We start from the raw sequence: 18,844 nt of genomic DNA, 5'->3' as shown, positions 1-18,844 counted from the left end.
CAGATCCCTTTCCGCAGGAAAGGGATCTGACCCCGGGTGGCGCTCGCAAATCCGTACCATTTGTAGTGAAATGGTCACCTGAAGCGGGGGTGCCTGGATCTGCCAGGCTGAGAGAGTCCCTTGGAACCTGATCCGGTTTGCACCGGCGTAGGGAGCTTTGAGCCGCAGCCACACCCCCGTCATGGGCCGGTGCACCTGCGCGCCGTCGCTTCGTCTCCCTTGTTGTCCGAAGACGAATCGAATGAACCGCTGCCTGCGCCCCACCCTGCTCTCCCTCGCCCTCTGCGCCGCGCTGCCGCTGCACGCCAGCGAGGCCGAAGCGTCCCCCGATGCGGCTGCCACCGGCGCCGAGCATTCGCCGACCGAACTGGCAGCGGTGCGCGTGCAGGCCGGCAAACTGAAGGCCGATACCTCGCGCGTGAACGCCTTCGGTGGCGGTTCGTGGAAGGACACGCCGGCCTCGGTGAACGTGCTCGAGCGCGATTACCTCGACCGCCGCCAGGTGCGCTCGCTGTCCGAGCTGGCCAGCAACGATGCCTCGCTGGGTGATGCCTATGCGCCGGTGGGCTACTACCAGAACATCGCCATCCGTGGCTTCGCCCTGGACGGCGCCACCGGCTACCGCTTCAACGGCCTGTCCATCGCCGGCGAACAGCGCCTGGCGCTGGAGAACGTGCAGTCGGTGGAGATCCTCAAGGGTGAAGCCGGCCTGGCGGCAGGGGTGATGGCGCCGGGCGGCATCATCAACTACATCGGCAAGCGCCCGGCCGAAGTGCGCACCGCCACGCTCGGCACTGATTCGGAAGGCTCGCGCTACGTCGCCGTCGATGTCGGCCACTGGATCACCCCGCGCTTCGGCCTGCGCCTGAATGCCGCATGGGATTCCAGCAAATCCTACGTCGAGCATGCCGATGGCCGCCGCAACTTCTACTCGCTGGCTGCCGACTGGCTGATCGGCGAGCGCGGCAAGCTGGAAGTGGATGCCAACTACCAGACCAGCGCGCAGCGCTCGGTGTCCGGCTACCAGCTGCTGGGCGCGCGTGACCTGCCGCGCGGTGTCGACCGCGAGCATCTGCTCGGCTACCAGCCGTGGCAGCGCCCGGTGGATATCGCCAGCACCAACATCACCGCGCTGCATACCTACGACTTCAACGACGCCTGGCAATCACGTGTATCGGTGGGCCATAGCCGTTCGGTGATCGATGACAACGTCGCCTTCGCCTACGGTTGCTACTACGCCGCGCAATGTGCCAATGGCAGCGTGCCGGGCAACTACTTCGCACCCAACGGCGACTACGACGTCTACGACTACCGCAGTCCGGACGATACCCGCCGCAACCAGCAGGCCCGTGCCGAGCTGCGTGGCCGCTTCGAGACCGGCAGCGTCGGCCACCAGCTGACCGTCGGCGCCGACTACTTCCGCCGCACCGTGGACAAGCGCCCGAGCGTCAACGAGTACGTCGGTACCAGCAACATCCACGAGGCACCGGTGCCGGTGTTCGCGCCATCGCCGAAGATGCCGGGCCCATCCGCACGACGCCTGGACAGCCGCCAGACCGCGTTCTTCGCGCTGGACCGGATGAGCTTCGGTGATGACTGGCAGTGGCTGGCCGGTGGCCGCTTCGTGCACCTGGACGAGCGTGCCTACGACAAGCGTGGCACCCCGCAGCGGCACAGCCGCCTGTCCCGGTTCCTGCCGCAGACCGCGCTGGTGTGGAGGGCTACCGACCAGCTCAACGCCTATGCCAGCTATGTGCGCGGCATTTCGCTGGGCCAGGAAGCGCCGTTCTGGACCAGCAATGCCGATACCTTCCTGCCGTCGGTGCAGTCGCGGCAGCTGGAAGTGGGCGTGAAGTACGTGCCGGTCGAGGCGCTGACGCTGGGCGCAGCCGTGTTCCGCATCTCGCAGCCGTACCAGTACGCCAAGCCCGACAGCAGCGACGTCGGCTACACCTTCGTCGAGGAAGGCACGCAGACCCACACCGGCCTGGAGCTGACCGCCAACGGGCAGCTGACCGATGCGCTGCAGATCGTCGCCAGCGCCAGCGTGCTGCAGGCCCGCGCGCGCGATACCGGCACGCCGGCCTATGAAGGCCATCAGCTGGTGAACGTGCCGAAGGTACGGGCCAGTGTGCACGTGGCCTACGCGCTGCCGTTCGTGCAGGGCCTGGATGTCACCGGCGGCTGGCGCTATGCCGGTGCCAACGTGGCACGTGCCGACGGCGGCGTGCGCGCACCGGACTATTCGGTATTCGATGCCGGCCTGCGCTTCCAGCATCGCCTGCACGAGCGTGCGGTGACCTGGAACCTGTCGGTGGACAACGTGTTCAACCGCTTCTACTGGCGTGATACCGGCAGCAGCGGCGGTGACTACTACCTGTTCCCCGGTGCACCACGACAGGCGCGCCTGTCGGTGACGTTCGCGCTGTGAGCGGCGTGATGCTGGAGTGGACCGCCGCGCTGTTCAGTGTGCTCGGCGTCTGGCTGATGGCCCGGCGCCGGCTGGCGGCGTGGCCGGTGGGCCTGCTGTCGGTGACGCTGTACGGGCTGGTGTTCGCCGAGGCCAAGCTGTACTCGGATACCCTGCTGCAGGTCGCCTTCGGTGGCTTCCTGGTCTACGGCTGGCTCAACTGGCGGCAGCACGCCGCCGATGAGGGCAGCATCCGCATCGTGCCGCTGGCGCGCGGCAAGCTGCTGCGCGACCTGGCCATCGGCCTGTGCGGCGGCGTGATGCTGGGCGCCGGGATGCACACCTTCACCGATGCCGCACTGCCCTGGCTGGACGCGATGCTGACCGCGCTGAGCCTGGTCGGCCAGTGGTGGCAGGCGCGCCGCCACGTCGCCTGCTGGTGGGTGTGGATCGCGGTGGACGTGGTCTACGTGGGTGCGTACCTGTTCAAGTCGCTGCACGTGACCGCCGCGCTGTACGTGTTCTTCCTCGGCCTGGCCGTGTTCGGCCTGCGCGCATGGAGCGCGGCCGCACGCGAACCGCAGGTGGCGCCGGTTCGTTGATGCGGATGGCCGGGCTGTGCGCTGGCCATCCACAGTAGAGCCACGCCATGCGTGGCTGAAGGGTCACCGGTAGGCCCATCCACGCATGGCGTGGATTACTTCGGCTCCAGCACCAGGCCTAGTCGCAGCGGCTGGCGCATGTCGGCCGGCGGAGCCGCCTGCAACGGCGCGGCCTGCAGCGTCGCGCGCAGGTCGGCGTCGACCCGGGCGTCACCCAGGCTGTCGAATTCCAGTTTCGAGATATGGCCATCCGCCGCGATCCACACGCTCACCGGCAGCGGCGTGGGCGTGTCCGGGTGTGCCTGCAGCCATTGCAGCACGCGCTGCGCCTGCGGGTCCTGCTCCTGCTGCAGGCGCTGCTGCAGTTGGCCACCCACGGCGGTGGCGTAGGCCATCCAGTGCGCAGGGGCTTGGTGTGCGGACACTGCGGCACTTCCCAGTGCCAGTGCGCCGAACGCTGCGGCCAAAGGCCGCCACCAACGGCGCAAGCCGGTCCTGTTTGCTGACATGGCCATCGCCTGCCTCCTGCGCTCCCATCCAGCGCGCCATGGTCGGCGCCATAGATGACAGGCAGATGGCGGGCCGTGATGGCCCGGCGCGATCACTCGCCCAGGTCGGCCAGCACCTTGCGCGAGGGCGCGAAGAAGGTCACGCCGGTGGTGGCGGTGGAGAAGTCGAGGATGCGGTCGTGCAGCGGCGCGGGATTGCCGATGAACATGCGCTCGAGCATCTTCTCGATCACCCACAGGCGGCGCGTGTAGCCGATGAAGTAGGTGCCGTACTCGCCACGGCCCGGGTTGGCGAACGGCATGTTGTCACGCAGGATTTCGTGCTCGCCATCGGCGTCCTCGATGGTGCACAGCGTCTTGTGCGACTTCTGCGCATCGGCCGGCGCATCGTCCAGCTCGATGTTGTCGTGCTTGGTACGGCCGATGATCGCTTCCTGCGCCTCGGTCTTCTGCGCGCGCCAGGCATCGAGGTTGTGCAGGTACTTCTGGACCACCACGTAGCTGCCGCCGGCATGCTCCGGGTCTTCATCGCCAACAATGGTGGCTTCCGGCAGCGACAGTCCTTCCGGGTTGGCGGTGCCGTCGACGAAGTCGAGCAGGTCGCGGCCATCGAAGTAGCGGAAGCCGGCCACGTCATCGACCGTCTCGACCGCATCACCGAAGGCCATCAGCAGGTTACGCTCGAACGCCACGATCAGGTCCATGGTGCGTGCGCGGATGTGGTACAGCAGGTCACCGGGCGTGGACACAGCGGTGTGGGTCGCGCCCTTGATCTCGCGGAACGGCTTCAGCTCGCGCGGCGGCGTGGTGCCCACCAGCGGCTGCCACACGCGATGACCGATGGCCACGTTGCAGGTGAAAGTGCGCTCGATCTCGCGGATGGCGGTGTTCTTGATCAGATCATCGGTGCTGGCCAGCACCTCCCGCGCCTTGGCGATCGACGCCTCGTCATCCTTCACCTTCAGCACCAGGAACGCCGCCGAATGGGTGAGCGGCGCGGTGATCTGCTGCGGCTCGTTGTCGAGCGTGTGGTTGAGGGCGGTGATCGGTGCGGGCTGGGAATTCACGGCAGTTCCTGCTGGCTTGAGGCGGGTGCATCGTCAATGGCGACGTGCCGGGATCATAGCGGAACCGCCTGACCGGCGACGGAGCAGTTCTCGTTCCGTCCAGCGCGCAGCACCGTGCATTCCTGCGCTACATGGAACTGCTGCGGCCCACTCCGGGCGATACGCTGGCAGCGACCGCTTGGCAGACCGCGTTCGCGCAGCCAGTCGAACACCTCGTCGGGGCACCCCCATGCCCTGCGGCAAACGACACGACGTCACTGTGAAACCGCGGCACTGCACTGCAAGGGCATGGTGAACTGCCACCGCTTGCACTTGCCGAAACGGCTGCGCCCATCGCACGCACGCTCGATCTCACCGTTCAGTTCGGCAGCGGGAAGGCCCCAGGTTGCACACTGGCGCGTTGCGGTCTGTTCGGCCGCCTGCCGGTTGGCTGGTGTCAGTTCGGGCGTCTTGCTCACCAGGGTCAGCACAACCCGGCCTTCCGAACGGTTGGCGCCTTTCAGATTCCATTCGGCGCTCGAACGCGCCTGCGCCGTTCCCAGCAGCAGCAGCAGTGCTGCCACAGCAGTGATCGCCTTCATCTTCATCATGTCCCTTGATCGTGATTGCGCTGGAATCCGCCGCGCCAGGCTCTGCAGGACCGCCCTGCGGCCCTGCACTCTACCGGATGCACAGAAAAGAAGAAGCCCGGCGCGAGGCCGGGCTTCGGTTGGCGTGTGGGAGAGAGAGAGAGTCACACGCCAGCACAACACGCTCTAACGACAGGCGTTTGTTACCAGGTGAAGCGCGGGCCCACGAACCACTCGCGGTCGCCGGCCTTGGCCAGCTTCACTTCGCCACTCAGGCCCCAGTTCTGGTTGAACTTGGCGGTGGCGCCGACGCGGCCGTAGAACTCGCCGTCCGGGTTGATACCGTGCTTCTTGGCGTAGTCCTCGTAGCCGGCCATCACGTAGCCTTCCACGTACGGGTTGAACGCGGTACGCACGCCGACTTCGGTCGAGTAGCCGTTGAAGTCCAGGCCGTGCTTCATGTCGAACTTCTGGTACGCGACACGGGCCACCAGGTCGGTGTTCGGTGCGATGCCGTAGTTGTAGCCGGCACCGATGCGCCACTGGTCGACGTCGTTCTTGAACTTGTCGGTCTCCTGCGCGCTGTAGTCGCCGAAGATGTGGAAGTTCGGGTGCACCGCCACGGAACCCTTCACCTTCCAGCCATCGGCGTCGCCGCCCTTGGCATCGGTGTTCACATAGCCGCCTTCAACGTAGTTGTACGACAGGCCATCGGTTGCCGATGCAGCGAACGGCAGGGCAGCCAGAAGACCCAGGGCGAGCAGCGAATTCTTGTTCATCGGGACACACCTTTAATTATTTTGGTTTCGTCGGCCGCCTCCCGGGAGGGGGAGAGAGAGGAGGCGGTCGACAGGTGTGAATTATCCGTTAGGGGGTCTAATCGACCCTGAATATTGAACTGACTGGTATATAAATAAGGCTGGCGTTCAGGGAACTCCTCATGCCGCACGCATCCATCGCGTCACTGCTGTTTCCGCTTCATGCCCGGCGCACAGTGCGGGCTTTGCTGCTCTTCGCCCTGCCGATGATGCTGCAGGTAGCCAACGCAGCCGAGCGTACCCGCCCTTCCGGGCGCATCGTGATTCAGACCGACGATGTCGCGCGCTTCTTCAGCGTGCTGGATGCAAGCGGAGGGAAGCCAAGTGCCGACGATCTGCAGCGCGGCTATCTGCATGCGGGTACGGATGCACTACGCAGCTTCACTGACAGCCGTATCGGCTCGATGGATCGTCTTGCCGATGCGATCCAGCACAAACCTGCGCTGTTTGCCAAAGCCCGTACCTGTGCGACGGCGCTGCCGGAGATCCGCGAGCGGGTTGCCAAGGCACTCGATCGGTTGGGCACGCTGCTTCCCTCCGCACGTTTTCCGCCGGTCACCGTGCTGGTGGGTCGGGGAAACAGCGGCGGTGTCACCACGCCCGACGGCGTGGTGATCGGACTGGAGGCGCTGTGCAACGCCGACTGGATGCAGCCCGACATCGGCGATCGTTTCGTGCACCTGATCGCCCATGAGTACGTGCACGTGCAGCAGCCCGGTGCGAGCGTCGATGTCGCGCAGCCCACCCTGCTCTATCAGACGTTGCTTGAAGGCGGCGCCGAGTACGTGGGCGAACTGATCTCGGGGCAACCGGCCAACGCGCATCTGCGTCGTTGGACGCAGGGCCGCGAATGCGCCCTGGAACGCCAGTTCGCCCGGGACAGCGCCGGTACTGATCTGACGCAATGGCTCTACAACGGAGCCGGCGACGAAACGCGCCGCGGCGATCTTGGCTACTGGATCGGCTACCGCATTGCCGCTGACTACGTTGCCCGCGCCGATGATAAAGCCGGTGCCGTTGCCACGCTGCTAGCGGTGCGTCCGGAAAGTGCGCCGGCACTGCTTGCCGCAAGTGAATGGCGCCCGGCGTGTGGGCCAGTGGAAAACGGGAAGGAATGAGGCCGTCTTCAGGCTGATGAATTGGGCGATTCGAGCAACCGCAAGGCCATCGCCTCTGTGCACATCAGCTCGCCTGATCTCACTCGTTAAGCTTTACTGATGAATACATTTCACAATCCTTCCACGTCTTCCAATTTCAGCTGAAAGCGCTTGTCAGCGTGGGGAACAAACGCCGCTATATTCCAGCTTCCCCAGACGAAGGAGGGAGTGCAATGAACCTGAACCCGCAACACATGAAGACGGCCCGCGCACTTGCTGTCGCGCTCATCGCCACCGTGAGCCTTGGCGCTTGTGCCACCTACAAGGACGAGTTCGCAACCATCAACTCGCGCCTCGATCAGCTCGATGTAAAGGTGCAGGGCGCTGCACAGAGTGCCGAGTCCGCCAACCAGTCGGCACAGCAGGCCAACCAGCGCCTGGACCAGATCGAAGGCCGCGTGCAGCAGCTTGAAAGGGCACCCGTCGGACGCAAGCCGCGCGGCTGATCGCTCCCTCACTGTTTGAATTGATCCACCTCTGTATCGGGAACCAGTGGCCCTCGCCGGCCACTGGCGTCCTTCCACCTCAGATCTGCATTGCCAGGAGCCGTCCCATTCGTACCTCCTCCTCCCCTGCACACCGCGCCCTGCACGCCACTCTGGCCGTGGCACTGGCCGTTGCATGCAGCGGCGTAGCCAACGCCAGGGACAAGGACGCACCCGCACCACCGGCGGCCGCCGTTGATGAACTTCCGCCCGACCAGAGCGTCTCCGAAACAGTGATCGAGCTGGCCGGCTGGGTGGTCGCCAGCAAGGACAATCAGGGTTATCCGTTCGCGATCATGGACAAGGCCGCCGCGCAGGTCCTGGTCTTCGGCGGCGACGGCAAGCTGCGCGGCGCCGCGCCGGCACTGTTCGGTTCGGCCATCGGCGATCATTCCGCACCCGGCGTCGCCAAGCTTGCCCTGAGCGCGATTCCCGGCCACGACCGCACCACGCCTGCGGGCCGCTTCATTGGCGCCTATGGCCCTTCCGACGATGCCGGGCGCGTGCTGTGGGTGGACTACGATTCCGCCGTGTCGATGCATCCGCTGCCACCGGGCAGCCCGAAGGAAAAGCGCGCCGAACGACTGGCGACGCCGACGCCGGACGACAACCGCGTCACCCACGGCTGCATCAACGTTTCGCCCGGCTTCTACGAACAGATCGTGCAATCCACGTTCCAGAAGGGCGGTGTGTTCTACATCCTGCCGGACAAGGATTCGATCGCGAAGACCTTCCCCGCGTTCGCGCAGAGCCGTGGCGATGCAAAGGACGAGAACAGCAAGGGCGCGCAGCGCGCGAGCAGGTAGCGCGCGTGCTGGAACTCAGGAAGCCGTAGCCCCTGCAGCCCGCGCCAATGCCGCGGCGTGCGCGTCGCCCTTGCGCTCGCTGTAGCGGTCCACCAGGTAGTCCGACCGGCCCCGCGTCAGCAGCGTGAACTTCACCAGTTCTTCCATCACGTCCACCACCCGATCGTAGTACGGCGAGGGTTTCATCCGGCCGTCGTCATCGAATTCCTGCCAGGCCTTGGCCACCGACGACTGGTTGGGGATGGTCAGCATGCGCATCCAGCGGCCGAGCACGCGCAACGTGTTGACGGTGTTGAACGACTGCGAGCCGCCGCTCACCTGCATCACCGCCAGCGTCCTGCCCTGCGTCGGCCGCACGCTGCCATCTTCCAGCGGCAACCAGTCGATCTGGTTCTTGAACACGCCGGTGACCGTGCCATGCCGCTCGGGGCTGACCCAGACCTGCCCTTCGGACCACTGTGACCATTCGCGCAGTCGCTGCACTTCGGGGTGATTCCTGTCCACGCTGTCCAGCATCGGCAGCGCATGCGGATCGAACACCCGGGTTTCGCACCCCAGGTGGCGCAGCAGCCGCTCGGCTTCCAGCGCCAGCTTGCGGCTGAACGACTGGGGCCGCAGCGAGCCGTAGAGCAGGAGAATGCGTGGCGGCCCCAGATCTGACGCGGCGAGCTGGTGATGATTGGGCTGGGGCAATGACGATTCCACCAGGTTGGGCAGGTCCAGGCTTGTGATTGGCTTATTCATTCGATTATTCTAGAAATATGGAAACGTCGAATGCAATCGCTGCCCTGACCGCCCTCGGGCATGCCACGCGTCTGGCTGCCTTCCGGCTGCTGGTGGAGGCCGGCCCGGCAGGGCGCATGGCGGGCGACATCGCCACGGCCCTGCAGGTGCCTCCAGCCACGCTCAGCTTCCACCTGAAGGAGTTGGTGCAGGCCGGGCTGGTGGAGAGCGAGAGCCAAGGCCGCCACGTCTGCTACCGCGCCAACTTCGATGCGATGAACGGGTTGATCCAGTACCTGACGCACAACTGCTGCGCGGGCTCCCCGGATGAACGGTGCGCGGTGAGCGAACCGGCATGCAGGTGCTGAGATGAAACCCGACCCGGTGATTCGTGCAGGCACGCGCGACGACCTGTGCTCCATCCGCGACCTTCTGCAGCAGGCGCAGTTGCCCGTGGCCGATCTGGAAAGCAGCGAGGTGGCGTTTCTCGTCGCAGACCTCGACGGCGTTCCCGTGGGTGCCGTTGGATTGCAGATCTTCGGCGCGTCGGCCCTGCTTCGCTCGCTGGTGGTGTCCGACGACCGACGCAATACCGGCCTTGGGCGCGCGTTGCTGTCAGCGGCCGAGGACATGGCCCGCCGCATGCAGGTCTGGGAACTGGTGCTGCTGACGACGTCGGCAGGCCCGTGGTTCGCGCGGCACGGCTATGCCGGATGCGATCGCGCGCAGATAGCGGAGGCGATCCGCAGCTCTGCCGAGTTCACTGGTCTCTGCCCGGCCAGCGCGCTTTGCATGTCCAAGCCACTCACTGACCACGGAAGCCACATGACCCGCAATGTCCTGTTCCTCTGTACCGGCAACAGCGCCCGCAGCGTGCTGGCTGAAGCCACCCTGCGGGCCTGGGGCGGCGATCGCTTCACCGCCTTCAGTGCCGGCAGCCAGCCTACCGGTCAGGTCAATCCATTCGCGCTCGCCCAGTTGCAGGCCGAAGAAATGCCCGTTGAAGGTCTGCGCAGCAAGTCGTGGGATGAGTTCGTGGAGGCGGCCCCGATGGATCTGGTGATCACCGTGTGTGACGCGGCCGCTGCCGAAGCCTGCCCCGTGGTGTTCGGCGACTTCATCCGCAGCCATTGGGGCCTGCCCGATCCGGCCGCCGTAGCAGGCAGCGATGCCGACAAGGCCGCAGCCTTCGCTTTGGCCCATGCCATCGTGAAAACGCGCCTGCGTGCGCTGCTCGCACTGCCCGAATCGGCGTGGTCTGAACGCGAAACGCTGCAGCACGCGCTGGACCGGATCGGCCAGTTGCTGCCGACCGACGGCGCGCAGTGACGGTGCCACTGCCATGAGCCTGTTCGAGCGACACCTGACGCTGTGGGTTGGGCTGTGCATTGCGATGGGCACGCTGCTGGGCCACGTCCTGCCCGGTGCTTTCGCGGCGCTGGCCTCCGCCGAAGTGGCCAAGGTCAACCTGCCGGTTGCGGTGCTGATCTGGCTGATGATCATCCCGATGCTGCTGAAGGTCGACTTCACTGCGATGCGCCAGTTGCAGCAGCACTGGAAGGGAATCGGCGTCACGTTGTTCATCAACTGGGCGGTCAAGCCGTTCTCGATGGCGCTGCTGGGCTGGCTGTTCCTGCGCCATGCCTTCGCCGACTGGTTGCCGCCGGGGCAGATCGACAGCTATATCGCCGGGTTGATCCTGCTGGCGGCCGCGCCCTGCACCGCCATGGTGTTCGTGTGGAGCAACCTGTGCCGCGGTGATGCCAACTTCACCCTGAGCCAGGTGGCGTTGAACGACGCGATCATGGTGGTGGCCTACGCGCCGGTGGTTGCACTGCTGCTGGGCCTGTCGGCGATCAGCGTGCCGTGGGACACCCTGCTGTTGTCGGTTGGCCTCTACATCGTGGTGCCCGTGCTGGTGGCCGCGTTGCTGCGGCGCTGGATCCTTTCGCGTGGCGGCGAGGCGAGGCTGCAGCGTGCGCTTCGACGGCTGGGCCCGCTGTCGCTGTCCGCCCTGCTGCTGACGCTGGTGCTGCTGTTCGGGTTCCAGGGCCAGCAGATCGTGAAGCAACCGCTGGTGATCGCGCTGATTGCCGTGCCGATCCTGATCCAGGTCTATTTCACTTCGGGCCTGGCCTACCTGCTCAACCGCCGCCTGGGCGTGGCACATTGCGTGGCCGGCCCGTCAGCACTGATTGGCGCCAGCAACTTCTTCGAACTGGCGGTGGCCACCGCGGTGGGACTGTTCGGCGTGCATTCGGGGGCTGCGCTGGCGACGGTGGTAGGCGTGCTGATCGAGGTGCCGGTCATGCTGTCCGTGGTGCGGATCGTGAACCGTACTCAGGGCTGGTATGAGAGACGCGAAGAGCACTGACACACCGGAGTGCGCCGAAGTCGATTTGCGTTCTTCGCCCCGCACTGTCGTCATCGGCCTGGTGGGGTGCCCGTACGCCACGTCATCAACTTCGACCCATGTCGCATATTCCCCATGCCGCTACGGCCGTTGCGGCGCCTGCGTCTGCGACGGCTTAACAGCATGCAAAAATGCCAAAAGCGTCTTTGATCCAGCGTTGAATGCAACTCTTCTGATTGGCGTTGCGCAGCGACGGCGGTACAGATGGTGGGCCGCCGGAAAATGGGTGGCCGGGCCTCGAAAACCCGTCAGATCACGAACGTTGTTTGCGCTTGCCAGCCGGCGTCACCCCGCGTGGCGCCGGCTGGCATTCCGTCTGCCGGCTATGGCGGGCGGAGCGTGGAGGCCTTGCGCCTGCCGGTCTTGTTCGTGATCTCCCGGTTTTCGAGCCACGTCTCCGCCCGCCACCTCTATGTGGCGGTTACCGTCTGTCCTGCACGGAGCCCTTGCCATGAGCACACCCGAATCCTCCCGACTACGCACGCAATACGTGCCCGCCAACGCGGACGCGCCTTCGGAAGCACCGCACCAGCAGGATCCTCTCGGTTTCATCGCCACCCTCGACCGCATCGGCAAGGGCGCCGCCGCCGACGGCCAACCCTGGCCCGAACGTCATCAGATGCCGGGCCGCCGCATGGCGCTGGCCGACGCGGATTGCGCATTGACCGGCCTGCGCGTGGCGCTGGAAATGCTGCTGGCTGCCGAGCGCGTGCGCCAGAACGGTCCCGACGAGGAGTACGTGGGCGACCGCGTGATGGAGGGCCTGATGATGGCCAGTCTGTCGCTGACCGCGCAGGTCAGCGCACGCATGCGGCCAGAAGGGTAACGCGGGAACATCGCCTGCCGTTGCGCCGGGCACGGCCCTGCGCGGGCGCGACATCACTCGCAGAGCGTGCTGTCTTCCTTCAGCGCGGCATCCTGCAGTGGCTGGCGCTGTTCGATCTGCTCACGCTGTTCCGCCGTCGGCTCGCCCAGCCACCACACACGGCAGCGCGCGGTAAGACGGCCGACCAGCTTCGCCTGCGTGGGTGAGTACAGCATCGCCAACGCGGTGCCGGGGCAGTCGTGGGCCTGGCAGGCGGTGTAGAACCACCACGGCTCGCCCTGCAGCACCAGCAGCTCGCCAGGGCCGCTGGGTCCGCTCAACAGGCGCTTGCGCAGCGACGGCATATCCTTGTCAGTGGATTCGGCGTCCTGCGTGCCCTTCATCAGCGCATCGAACGCGGCCAGCACCTTTGGGTCCTTGCGGCCGCAGTCGTCCACGGTACTGCCGCCGACCAGGGTGAAGAAGTGGGTCGCCAGCGGATTGTCCGCGCAGGTCAGTTCGCCGCCGGCGCCCGGGTCTTCCGGTTCGCCCTCGCTGTCCCACACCGCGGGGTCCACGCTGTCTTCGATGGACGGTTCCTTCTCGACCACCGTGGCCGTGGCGGCCGGTGTTTCGGTGGCCGGCGCGGGCGCTGCCGCAGGCGCGGCCTCGGCCGCCTTCTCCGGTGCCTGTCCGCAGGCTGCCAGCAGCGCGGCCATCATCGCCATCCCTGTGATTCGCATCTTCATCGCATGTCCTTGTCTGATCTGCGCTGCATCCACCGAATCGGCGGCCGCGTGATTCTAACCAGCGGCGCGCTAGGATGCGTCTGAAGCCTTCCCATCATCGCCAGGGCCTGGACGCATGCGCCGCACACGACTCGCCATGATCTTCTGCAGTGCCCTGCTGCTGGCATCGCCGGCAATTGCCCACGATGCAGAAAACGCGAAGCCTGCGCAGCCTCTCCCGGACGCAGCCCTGCCCGCACCGCTGGACCGTGTGCTGCGCAACTACGAGCAGGCGTGGCGCGGGGGTGATGCCAGGGCACTGGCTGCGCTCTTCGCCGAGGATGGCTTTGTGCTGCAGAGCAACCAGCCACCCGTGCGCGGGCGCACTGCGATCGAGGCTGCATATGCCGGACAGGGCGGCAGTCCGTTGCGGTTGCGTGCCTTGGCGTATGCGGTGGAAGGGAACACGGGCTACATCATTGGTGCCTACCGCTACGGCAACAATGTTGGGGACACCGGCAAGTTCACGCTGACGCTGAAGCGTGTGGGCGATGGGCCGTGGTTGATCTTCTCGGACATGGACAACACCAGCGCGCCGCCACGGGCGCGGTGATTGCTGCCACCGGGCGCCAACCAAGGTTGGCAGCTACCAAAAGCGGGTTCGGCAGTAGATCCACGCCATGCGTGGATGGGCCGCGCACAAAAAAACCCCGGCGCGTGGCCGGGGTTTTTCGATTCACTTGAACAGCGTGTCCGGGTATTCCGGTTTCTGTTCCCGCGCCAGCAGTGCGCGCAAGCCTTCTTCGGGGGTCTGCTCGCCATGCAGCACGGCACGCACACCGTCGGAGATCGGCAGGTCGATGCCATGACGGCGCGCCTGTCGCATCACTTCGTCGGCGGTCTGCACCGACTCGACCACCTGGCCGATTTCGCGCACAGCGTCCTGCAGCGTCTGGCCACGGCCCAGGGCCAGGCCCAGGCGGCGGTTGCGCGACAGGTCGCCGGTGCAGGTCAGCACCAGATCGCCCAGGCCGGCCAGGCCCATCAGCGTTTCCGGCTTGGCGCCGATCGCAGCGGCCAGGCGCAGCATTTCGTTGAGGCCGCGGGTGATCAGGCCGGCACGGGCGTTGAGGCCCAACTGCATGCCATCGGCCACGCCGGTGGCCACCGCCAGCACGTTCTTCATCGCGCCGCCCAGCTCGGCACCGACCATGTCGTCGCCGGTGTAGGCGCGGAACGCCGGGCCATGCATCGCCTCGGCCACCGCCTGCGCGAACTCGGGCACGTCGCCGTGCACGGTGATCGCGGTCGGCAAGCCCTGGGTGACTTCCTTGGCGAACGACGGCCCGGTGACGACGGCCAGCGGCACATCCTCACCCAGCACTTCGCGCGCCACTTCATGCAGGAAACGGCCCGAACCGGGTTCGAAGCCCTTGGTGGCCCAGGCCACGCCGGCACCGGCCGGTCGCAGCGGCGCCAGCGCACGCACGGTCTCGCCGAACGCGTGCGACGGCGTCACCACCAGGATCCAGGCCGCGCCCTGCACCGCCGACGCCAGATCGGTGGTGGCACGCAGGCTGTCCGGCAGCGGGATGCCCGGCAGGTAGCGCGGGTTCTCGTGGCGCTGGTCGATGGCCTCGACCACGGCCGCGTCGCGCCCCCACAGCACGGTCGGGTGACCGTGCCGTGCGAGCAGGCTGGCCAGGGCGGTTCCCCAGGAACCGGCGCCCAGCACGGCGATCTTGTCAGCGGGAGTGCTCATCCGTGACGTCGCGACAGGAATCAGGCGTTGCCGGCCGGCTCGGAGTCAGCCAGCGACGGTGCGTCGCCCTGCTCCTGGCGCTGGCGCAGGGTTTCTGCGTACAGGCCTTCGAAGTTGATCGGCTGCAGGAAGAACGGCGGGAAGCCGCCGGCCTGGATCAGGTCGCTGATCAGCTGGCGCACGTACGGGAACAGGATGTTCGGGCACTGGGTGCCGAGCAGCACGTCGATCGACTGCGGGTCCAGGCCGACCAGGCCGAACACGCCGGCCTGCTTCACTTCGGCCACGTAGGCGGTGCGCTCACCGGCCTGGCAGGTCAGGGTCACGGCCAGCACGACTTCGAAGGCGTTCTCACCCAGGCGCTGCACCTGCTGGTTCAGGTTCAGCTGCAGCTCCGGCTGCACCTGGTCATTGAAGATGGTCGGTGCGTTCGGCGACTCGAAGGAGACGTCCTTGACGTAGATCTTCTCGACGGTGAAAGCGGGGCCGGTAGCGGCATCGACCGGCGCAGCGGCGCCGTTGGTGATCTCTTCGGACATTTCCAGTAACTCCAATGAATGCAATGAAAACGATGGTCGAATTACTGCGATGGGGGCGGCATCAGGCCCATACAAGGCCGGATCCGCCACCTGCGGCAATCAGTTGCGGCCCTTGACCAGCGGCAGCTCGGCCTGCTGCCAAGCGGGAATGCCGCCGTCGAGCACGTAGACCTTCTCGAAACCGGCCTTCTTCAGCGCCTTGGCGGCGGTTTCCGAAGCGTTGCCGCTGCGGCACACCAGCACCACCGGCGACTGCTTGGCATTGGCCACCAGCTTGTTTTCCGGGCCGAAGGCACTGGCCTGGGCATTGCGGCTGCCGGCAATGTGGCCCTTCTCGAAGTCACCGCTGGCCGACAGGTCGACCACCACCGTGCCGCCCGCGTTCATCAGCTGGGTCAGTTCGGCGGGCTTGATGCCCTTGAAGCCCCGGAACAGGCGGCGGATCTCGGTGACGATGATGGCCACGGTCAGGCCGACCAGGGCCGCGGACAGCATCGGGTTTCGGCCTGCAAAGGCCAGCAACTCTTCGTAATTCACTCAGGTCACGGGTCGATTAAGCGGGCGCCGATTGTCGCACAAGCCGGACGCGGCCCGTCACTGCCCCTTCCACAGGTCCGGCAGGCCGGCGGTCTGCCACCAGCGCTTGGCCTCCGGATCCCAGCGCCAGCGCTCGACCACGACCACGGTGCGCTCGGCCTGGGTGTTCTGGTTGATCACCCCGATTTCGACCCGGCGCTCGACCAGGCCACCGTCCAGCGAGGCGCTGCTGCGCTCGCGATAGGACGACACGCGCAGCTGCGCATAACGGTTGAGCTCGAACTCGGTGGGCGGCTTTTCCTTGCGCAGCTTGGGGTCGAGGTAGCCGATGGCATCGTCCATGCTGCCCCAGCGGATGGTCGCCCCGTAGGCGATCTGGGTCTCTTCCAGCAGCTTGCGCTGCTTGCGGCTGAGGTCGTCGGCCGAGGCCACGGCGCTGGCCAGCAGCAGGGAACAGATCAGGAACTGGATGAGGCGGCGCATCAGTGGTTTCCCCGGAACGTCAGCCTGCCATCCTACCCTTTGGCGAAGGCAACGAAGCGACCGCTGAATTCGGCGGCCGGCTTGCCATCGGCACCGGGCTGGGTGGCGATGATGCTGATGCGGGCCTTGCGGCGCTGCCGGAAGGTGTTCAGGAAGGCATCCCAGCCGGTGGCTTCGGCGGCTTCGGCACGGGCATGCAGATCCTCATAGACCGGCGCCAGGTAGCGCAGGTTGCTGTCGGCCACATAGACCTCGGCATCGTGCCCGGCCAAGCGCAGGCGCAGGCTGACCAGCGCCCAGCCGGACAGGGTCAGCACCGAGGCCAGGCTGCCGCCGAAGGCGTTGCCCTTGTCATTGACGTTGGCCGCCAGCGGCGCGGTGATGCGCAGCACGCCATCGGCATAGCCGTCGAGCTGGATCTGCATGGCGCGGACCGCCGGCATGCAGTCCAGCACGTCCTGCAGGGCGGCCAACGAGGAAGTCAGGGCATCAACGGACATCGGAGCAGCGACCACGACAACGAAGGGCCCGCATAATGCAGGCAATGGTCGACCATACGATACCCACTGGCGCCACCCGTTCCGGCCCACGCTGGACCCTGATCTCGCTGCGCCCGCGGGGCCAGAACGTGGCGCTGCGCCGCGCCGTTGCCGGGCTGGGCGGGAATGTCCTGGCCCTGGCGCCCTGGCGCCTGCAGCGCCTGCATGGCACGGCTGTGGTGCGCCAGCTGCAACGCGCGCTGAACTGCGACCGGGTGGTGTTCACCAGCCCGGCCGCCGTGGCCGCAGCCGCGTCCCTGCTGCCGCTGGCCGACGTGCAGCGCAGCCCGTGGCTGACCGTGGGCGAAGGCACTGCGCGCGCATTGCAGGCACACGGCATCGCCGAGGTGCACGCGCCGCAGCGGATGGACAGCGAGGGGCTGCTGGCGCTGCCGGTGCTGGCCGACGTACAGGGCCTGCGCATCGGCCTGGTGACCGCCCCCGGCGGGCGTGGCCTGATTGCCGCGCAGCTGCAGGCGGCGGGCGCCACGATCGAACGTGCCGATGTCTACCAGCGTCGCCTGCTGCGACTGCCCCCGCGAACGCTGGCGCGATTGGCGCATTCAGCACAGCCGTGGGTGCTGGCGGTGAGCAGTGGCGAAGCCCTGCAGCATTTCTGGCAACAGCTTCCGCCGGCCGGGCAACAGCGCCTGCGGGCGTCTGCCCGCGTGGTGGTTGCCAGTGACCGCCTCGGCGAACAGGCGCAGGCGCTCGGCCTGCAGCGCATCACACGCAGCGCCGGCCCCACCGCTGCGCAGCTGGTGGCCGCCGCACACGCCACGCTCACCGTCCCGGCAGCGACCTGAACAGGGACGTGGATCACGCTTGCCGCTGTCGTCGGCAACGGTGATGCTGTGCACAACGCAGCCTGCCGGCACCCCGACCGGCGCCGTTGCCGACAAGGAAGCCCGATGAACGATACGCCGCCCGCACCCCCTCCCCGTCGACCCGTGCGCTGGCTGCTGCCGCTGGCCGCCGTGGTCGTGCTCGGCGCGGGCGGTTATGCCGGCTGGTACGTCTGGCAGCAGCAACAGCGCGAACAGGAAGCGCAGGCACAGACCACGGCCGTACAGCTGAAGGGCCTGGAGGCCACGCTGGATGCGCTGCGCCGCGACCAGCGTGCGACCAGCCAGCGCCTGCAGGACGCGGCGACCACCAACCGCGTGCTGCGCGACGAGATGCTGGGACTCTCGCAGCGCAGCGCTTTGCTGGAAGAGAACCTGGCCAAGCTGGCCGACAGCGCCAACCAGGGCCGCCAGGCGGTGCAGCGCGACGAGGCCGAGCTGCTGCTGACCCAGGCTGCGCAGCGTCTGAACTACGCCGACGACGTGGACGGCGCACGCCGCCTGTATGCACAGGCCGCCACCGCGCTGGCCGATCTGCCCGACGCCGACGGCCTGAACCTGCGCCAGGCGCTGGTGCAGGAGCGCGAGGCACTGGATGCGCTCGGCAGTGGCCCGCGCGTGCAGTCGCTGCAGCGCCTGGATGCTGTGGCCCGGGCGTTGCAGGGCCTGCCCTCGCAGATCACCGGCACGACCGGCAGCAGCACCGCCAAGCCGTGGTGGCAGGCCACGCTGGCACCGTTCGTGGACATCACCCCGAGCCGCCAGAACGGCCCACTGACTGCCGCCGAACAGCGCAACGCCGACGATGCCCTGCAGCTGGAACTGACGTTGGCGCGTGCCGCGATCGAGCGCGGCGACCGCCCGGGCCGAAACACCGCATTGGACCGCGTGGAGCACTGGGCACAGCGGCGCTGGCCGGATTCACCGGCCCTGCGCGCACAACGTGCTGAACTGAAGGCCCTGCGCGAACTTCCGCTGCAGGCCAGCGACGCTGTTCTTGGCAGCACCCTGCAACAACTGCGCACCCAGACCGACCGGAGGTAAGCC

23 protein-coding genes, 1 pseudogene and 1 riboswitch are annotated in these 18,844 nt (G+C 66.9%); of the genes and pseudogenes, 13 read left to right on the top strand and 11 right to left on the bottom strand.

Features of this window, described 5'->3' with window-relative positions; genetic code table 11:
- Positions 1-75: 75 nt before the first annotated feature.
- A riboswitch (TPP riboswitch) is annotated at positions 76-171 on the top strand.
- A gap of 70 nt (positions 172-241) precedes the next feature.
- Positions 242-2,431, top strand: coding sequence for a TonB-dependent receptor (locus HMPREF3114_RS01035; RefSeq protein ID WP_053497763.1), 2,190 nt, complete (start codon positions 242-244; stop codon positions 2,429-2,431).
- A gap of 8 nt (positions 2,432-2,439) precedes the next feature.
- Positions 2,440-3,012, top strand: a complete 573-nt coding sequence (pnuC, locus tag HMPREF3114_RS01030; RefSeq protein WP_053497813.1) for a nicotinamide riboside transporter PnuC — start codon at positions 2,440-2,442, stop codon at positions 3,010-3,012.
- A gap of 95 nt (positions 3,013-3,107) precedes the next feature.
- Here pnuC and HMPREF3114_RS01025 read toward each other — a convergent pair whose 3' ends face one another.
- The 4 genes from HMPREF3114_RS01025 to HMPREF3114_RS01010 all read right to left on the bottom strand — a co-directional run bounded on the left by HMPREF3114_RS01025 (position 3,108) and on the right by HMPREF3114_RS01010 (position 5,936).
- Complete coding sequence (locus tag HMPREF3114_RS01025) at positions 3,108-3,527, bottom strand: hypothetical protein (protein ID WP_053497765.1); 420 nt, start codon at positions 3,525-3,527, stop codon at positions 3,108-3,110.
- A gap of 86 nt (positions 3,528-3,613) precedes the next feature.
- Complete coding sequence (locus tag HMPREF3114_RS01020) at positions 3,614-4,588, bottom strand: Dyp-type peroxidase (RefSeq protein WP_049398607.1); 975 nt, start codon at positions 4,586-4,588, stop codon at positions 3,614-3,616.
- A 254-nt stretch (positions 4,589-4,842) separates the two neighbouring features.
- Positions 4,843-5,178, bottom strand: a complete 336-nt coding sequence (yecR, locus tag HMPREF3114_RS01015; protein WP_053497767.1) for a YecR family lipoprotein — start codon at positions 5,176-5,178, stop codon at positions 4,843-4,845.
- A gap of 182 nt (positions 5,179-5,360) precedes the next feature.
- Positions 5,361-5,936: an OmpO family porin gene (locus HMPREF3114_RS01010; protein WP_053497769.1), complete on the bottom strand. Its 576-nt coding sequence runs from the start codon at positions 5,934-5,936 to the stop codon at positions 5,361-5,363.
- A 161-nt stretch (positions 5,937-6,097) separates the two neighbouring features.
- On the opposite strand from HMPREF3114_RS01010, the gene HMPREF3114_RS01005 reads away from it, so the two are divergent.
- The 3 genes from HMPREF3114_RS01005 (at position 6,098) to HMPREF3114_RS00995 (ending at position 8,423) form a co-directional block, all read left to right on the top strand.
- Positions 6,098-7,093, top strand: a complete 996-nt coding sequence (locus HMPREF3114_RS01005; protein WP_229766007.1) for a DUF2268 domain-containing putative Zn-dependent protease — start codon at positions 6,098-6,100, stop codon at positions 7,091-7,093.
- Positions 7,094-7,305: 212 nt separating this feature from the next.
- Entirely contained in the window at positions 7,306-7,578 is a 273-nt protein-coding gene (locus tag HMPREF3114_RS01000; RefSeq protein ID WP_005420910.1) for a hypothetical protein, read from the top strand.
- A gap of 158 nt (positions 7,579-7,736) precedes the next feature.
- A complete protein-coding gene (locus tag HMPREF3114_RS00995) occupies positions 7,737-8,423 on the top strand; it encodes a L,D-transpeptidase (protein ID WP_053497771.1) in 687 nt (228 codons plus the stop codon).
- Between the two features lie 15 nt (positions 8,424-8,438).
- On the opposite strand, the gene arsH is transcribed toward HMPREF3114_RS00995, so the two are convergent.
- On the bottom strand, positions 8,439-9,167 hold the full coding sequence (arsH, locus tag HMPREF3114_RS00990) for an arsenical resistance protein ArsH (protein ID WP_053497773.1): 729 nt from the start codon (positions 9,165-9,167) through the stop codon (positions 8,439-8,441).
- Between the two features lie 17 nt (positions 9,168-9,184).
- Between arsH and HMPREF3114_RS00985 the strand changes: the two genes are divergently transcribed.
- The 5 genes and pseudogenes from HMPREF3114_RS00985 (at position 9,185) to HMPREF3114_RS00970 (ending at position 12,385) form a co-directional block, all read left to right on the top strand.
- Positions 9,185-9,514, top strand: a complete 330-nt coding sequence (locus HMPREF3114_RS00985) for an ArsR/SmtB family transcription factor (RefSeq protein WP_053497775.1) — start codon at positions 9,185-9,187, stop codon at positions 9,512-9,514.
- Position 9,515: 1 nt separating this feature from the next.
- A pseudogene (gene arsN2 / locus HMPREF3114_RS21335) lies at positions 9,516-9,935 on the top strand (arsenic resistance N-acetyltransferase ArsN2); the annotation flags it as partial.
- 36 nt (positions 9,936-9,971) lie between these two features.
- Entirely contained in the window at positions 9,972-10,475 is a 504-nt protein-coding gene (locus HMPREF3114_RS21330; protein ID WP_053497817.1) for an arsenate reductase ArsC, read from the top strand.
- A 13-nt stretch (positions 10,476-10,488) separates the two neighbouring features.
- Complete coding sequence (arsB, locus tag HMPREF3114_RS00975) at positions 10,489-11,520, top strand: ACR3 family arsenite efflux transporter (RefSeq protein WP_053497777.1); 1,032 nt, start codon at positions 10,489-10,491, stop codon at positions 11,518-11,520.
- Positions 11,521-12,010: 490 nt separating this feature from the next.
- A complete protein-coding gene (locus tag HMPREF3114_RS00970; RefSeq protein ID WP_053497779.1) occupies positions 12,011-12,385 on the top strand; it encodes a hypothetical protein in 375 nt (124 codons plus the stop codon).
- Between the two features lie 53 nt (positions 12,386-12,438).
- Here the strand turns inward: HMPREF3114_RS00970 and HMPREF3114_RS00965 are convergent, their stop codons facing one another.
- On the bottom strand, positions 12,439-13,113 hold the full coding sequence (locus HMPREF3114_RS00965) for a hypothetical protein (protein ID WP_053497781.1): 675 nt from the start codon (positions 13,111-13,113) through the stop codon (positions 12,439-12,441).
- Positions 13,114-13,249: 136 nt separating this feature from the next.
- Between HMPREF3114_RS00965 and HMPREF3114_RS00960 the strand changes: the two genes are divergently transcribed.
- The gene (locus tag HMPREF3114_RS00960; protein ID WP_053497783.1) at positions 13,250-13,705 is read left to right on the top strand and encodes a YybH family protein; all 456 of its coding nucleotides are present in this window, start codon (positions 13,250-13,252) and stop codon (positions 13,703-13,705) included.
- Positions 13,706-13,828: 123 nt separating this feature from the next.
- On the opposite strand, the gene HMPREF3114_RS00955 is transcribed toward HMPREF3114_RS00960, so the two are convergent.
- The 5 genes from HMPREF3114_RS00955 to HMPREF3114_RS00935 all read right to left on the bottom strand — a co-directional run bounded on the left by HMPREF3114_RS00955 (position 13,829) and on the right by HMPREF3114_RS00935 (position 16,913).
- Positions 13,829-14,854 carry an NAD(P)H-dependent glycerol-3-phosphate dehydrogenase gene (locus HMPREF3114_RS00955; RefSeq protein WP_053497785.1) on the bottom strand — a complete coding sequence of 342 codons (1,026 nt, stop codon included), beginning with the start codon at positions 14,852-14,854 and terminating at the stop codon, positions 13,829-13,831.
- A gap of 20 nt (positions 14,855-14,874) precedes the next feature.
- The gene (secB, locus tag HMPREF3114_RS00950; protein ID WP_005407596.1) at positions 14,875-15,393 is read right to left on the bottom strand and encodes a protein-export chaperone SecB; all 519 of its coding nucleotides are present in this window, start codon (positions 15,391-15,393) and stop codon (positions 14,875-14,877) included.
- Positions 15,394-15,492: 99 nt separating this feature from the next.
- Positions 15,493-15,930 carry a rhodanese-like domain-containing protein gene (locus HMPREF3114_RS00945; RefSeq protein ID WP_053497787.1) on the bottom strand — a complete coding sequence of 146 codons (438 nt, stop codon included), beginning with the start codon at positions 15,928-15,930 and terminating at the stop codon, positions 15,493-15,495.
- A 57-nt stretch (positions 15,931-15,987) separates the two neighbouring features.
- The gene (locus HMPREF3114_RS00940; RefSeq protein WP_014035526.1) at positions 15,988-16,413 is read right to left on the bottom strand and encodes a hypothetical protein; all 426 of its coding nucleotides are present in this window, start codon (positions 16,411-16,413) and stop codon (positions 15,988-15,990) included.
- A gap of 32 nt (positions 16,414-16,445) precedes the next feature.
- Positions 16,446-16,913: a YiiD C-terminal domain-containing protein gene (locus HMPREF3114_RS00935; protein WP_053497789.1), complete on the bottom strand. Its 468-nt coding sequence runs from the start codon at positions 16,911-16,913 to the stop codon at positions 16,446-16,448.
- A 35-nt stretch (positions 16,914-16,948) separates the two neighbouring features.
- Here HMPREF3114_RS00935 and HMPREF3114_RS00930 point away from each other — a divergent pair, with 35 nt between their 5' ends.
- Positions 16,949-17,758, top strand: a complete 810-nt coding sequence (locus HMPREF3114_RS00930; protein ID WP_053497791.1) for a uroporphyrinogen-III synthase — start codon at positions 16,949-16,951, stop codon at positions 17,756-17,758.
- Positions 17,759-17,863: 105 nt separating this feature from the next.
- On the top strand, positions 17,864-18,841 hold the full coding sequence (locus HMPREF3114_RS00925) for a uroporphyrinogen-III C-methyltransferase (RefSeq protein ID WP_053497792.1): 978 nt from the start codon (positions 17,864-17,866) through the stop codon (positions 18,839-18,841).
- The last annotated feature ends 3 nt before the right edge of the window (positions 18,842-18,844 follow it).

It is taken from the genome of Stenotrophomonas sp. HMSC10F07 (genome assembly GCF_001807895.1).
GTDB classification, from domain to species: domain Bacteria; phylum Pseudomonadota; class Gammaproteobacteria; order Xanthomonadales; family Xanthomonadaceae; genus Stenotrophomonas; species Stenotrophomonas sepilia.
Note: the sequence above shows the minus strand (reverse complement) of the source record. Positions and strands in the feature narration are given on the sequence as shown.

Excerpts from the sequence above, each read along its gene's own strand:
- HMPREF3114_RS01035 (WP_053497763.1), top strand. The coding sequence starts at position 242 with ATGAACCGCTGCCTGCGCCCCACCCTGCTCTCCCTCGCCCTCTGCGCC.
- pnuC (WP_053497813.1), top strand. The coding sequence starts at position 2,440 with ATGCTGGAGTGGACCGCCGCGCTGTTCAGTGTGCTCGGCGTCTGGCTG.
- HMPREF3114_RS01025 (WP_053497765.1), bottom strand. The coding sequence starts at position 3,527 with ATGGCCATGTCAGCAAACAGGACCGGCTTGCGCCGTTGGTGGCGGCCT.
- yecR (WP_053497767.1), bottom strand. The coding sequence starts at position 5,178 with ATGATGAAGATGAAGGCGATCACTGCTGTGGCAGCACTGCTGCTGCTG.
- HMPREF3114_RS01010 (WP_053497769.1), bottom strand. The coding sequence starts at position 5,936 with ATGAACAAGAATTCGCTGCTCGCCCTGGGTCTTCTGGCTGCCCTGCCG.
- HMPREF3114_RS01005 (WP_229766007.1), top strand. The coding sequence starts at position 6,098 with ATGCCGCACGCATCCATCGCGTCACTGCTGTTTCCGCTTCATGCCCGG.
- HMPREF3114_RS01000 (WP_005420910.1), top strand. The coding sequence starts at position 7,306 with ATGAACCTGAACCCGCAACACATGAAGACGGCCCGCGCACTTGCTGTC.
- arsH (WP_053497773.1), bottom strand. The coding sequence starts at position 9,167 with ATGAATAAGCCAATCACAAGCCTGGACCTGCCCAACCTGGTGGAATCG.
- HMPREF3114_RS00985 (WP_053497775.1), top strand. The coding sequence starts at position 9,185 with ATGGAAACGTCGAATGCAATCGCTGCCCTGACCGCCCTCGGGCATGCC.
- HMPREF3114_RS21330 (WP_053497817.1), top strand. The coding sequence starts at position 9,972 with ATGACCCGCAATGTCCTGTTCCTCTGTACCGGCAACAGCGCCCGCAGC.
- arsB (WP_053497777.1), top strand. The coding sequence starts at position 10,489 with ATGAGCCTGTTCGAGCGACACCTGACGCTGTGGGTTGGGCTGTGCATT.
- HMPREF3114_RS00970 (WP_053497779.1), top strand. The coding sequence starts at position 12,011 with ATGAGCACACCCGAATCCTCCCGACTACGCACGCAATACGTGCCCGCC.
- HMPREF3114_RS00965 (WP_053497781.1), bottom strand. The coding sequence starts at position 13,113 with ATGAAGATGCGAATCACAGGGATGGCGATGATGGCCGCGCTGCTGGCA.
- HMPREF3114_RS00960 (WP_053497783.1), top strand. The coding sequence starts at position 13,250 with ATGATCTTCTGCAGTGCCCTGCTGCTGGCATCGCCGGCAATTGCCCAC.
- HMPREF3114_RS00955 (WP_053497785.1), bottom strand. The coding sequence starts at position 14,854 with ATGAGCACTCCCGCTGACAAGATCGCCGTGCTGGGCGCCGGTTCCTGG.
- secB (WP_005407596.1), bottom strand. The coding sequence starts at position 15,393 with ATGTCCGAAGAGATCACCAACGGCGCCGCTGCGCCGGTCGATGCCGCT.
- HMPREF3114_RS00940 (WP_014035526.1), bottom strand. The coding sequence starts at position 16,413 with ATGCGCCGCCTCATCCAGTTCCTGATCTGTTCCCTGCTGCTGGCCAGC.
- HMPREF3114_RS00935 (WP_053497789.1), bottom strand. The coding sequence starts at position 16,913 with ATGTCCGTTGATGCCCTGACTTCCTCGTTGGCCGCCCTGCAGGACGTG.
- HMPREF3114_RS00930 (WP_053497791.1), top strand. The coding sequence starts at position 16,949 with ATGCAGGCAATGGTCGACCATACGATACCCACTGGCGCCACCCGTTCC.
- HMPREF3114_RS00925 (WP_053497792.1), top strand. The coding sequence starts at position 17,864 with ATGAACGATACGCCGCCCGCACCCCCTCCCCGTCGACCCGTGCGCTGG.